1 protein-coding gene and 1 pseudogene are annotated in these 716 nt (G+C 46.9%); both read right to left on the reverse strand.

Going from position 1 to position 716, the window contains the following annotated elements; translation table 11 throughout:
• Window positions 1-275: pseudogene (locus ACFIKG_RS09630) on the reverse strand (phage tail protein); the annotation flags it as partial.
• Window positions 276-287: 12 nt separating this feature from the next.
• A partial coding sequence (locus ACFIKG_RS09635) for a lytic transglycosylase (RefSeq protein WP_375652236.1) occupies window positions 288-716 on the reverse strand: 429 nt, incomplete at its 5' end.

Below are 716 nucleotides of genomic sequence, written 5' to 3' on the forward strand. Positions count from 1 at the left end.
CCCGTCGCCATAAAGCGCAAAACGATACCATTCTTATACTCTAAAAACTGTGAAGTGCTTGCAAGCCTTATCACACTCGTTTGTTGGACATGATCATTTGTAACAATGCCTTCAAGCTCTCCACCCGTGTCTGACAAATACTCACTTATCCTTTGCATCATCACACGGGCGCTCGTGTTCACACTGCTAGGCTGCTGTCCTTCGGACCAATCAATCAAATCATCCACGCGCGTATTATCCGCCGCTCTAAGCGACCAATCATAAATCGTTGACATCTCTCGTGAATCCTAATTCCGGTAAAATGGTCCGTAAAACGCCCGCATGAATTGCGTCATCAAAGGATTATCATCATCACTCTCTTCTTCTTCCGAAGCTTCTTCTTGTGATGCTAATAATGCCCTTAAAACCTCTAACAAGTTGTCTCTATTTCTAATGCCACCATGCGCTGTAGGACTTGCTCTATGAGGCTGCCCACCATACATCTGTAACACACGGTTGACAAAATCACTTGCACGCATAGCGTTGTTTCCACCATTCAAGCCAACCGCATTGCTCCCAACAATTTGCGCCGCATTGGCATGGGGATTTTGCAAAAGACGCGCGGCTCCCCCTGCACCTTGTTGATGCGCTAAATACAATTCCGCTTCACTAGGCGCTCTTCCCAACAGACGGCTTAAATGATTGCGATTATCAAGTGTCAACCGCCCCATGGCATC

Origin of the sequence: Bartonella sp. LB28NMGDW (assembly GCF_042194435.1) — a bacterium.
GTDB lineage: Bacteria > Pseudomonadota > Alphaproteobacteria > Rhizobiales > Rhizobiaceae > Bartonella > Bartonella grahamii.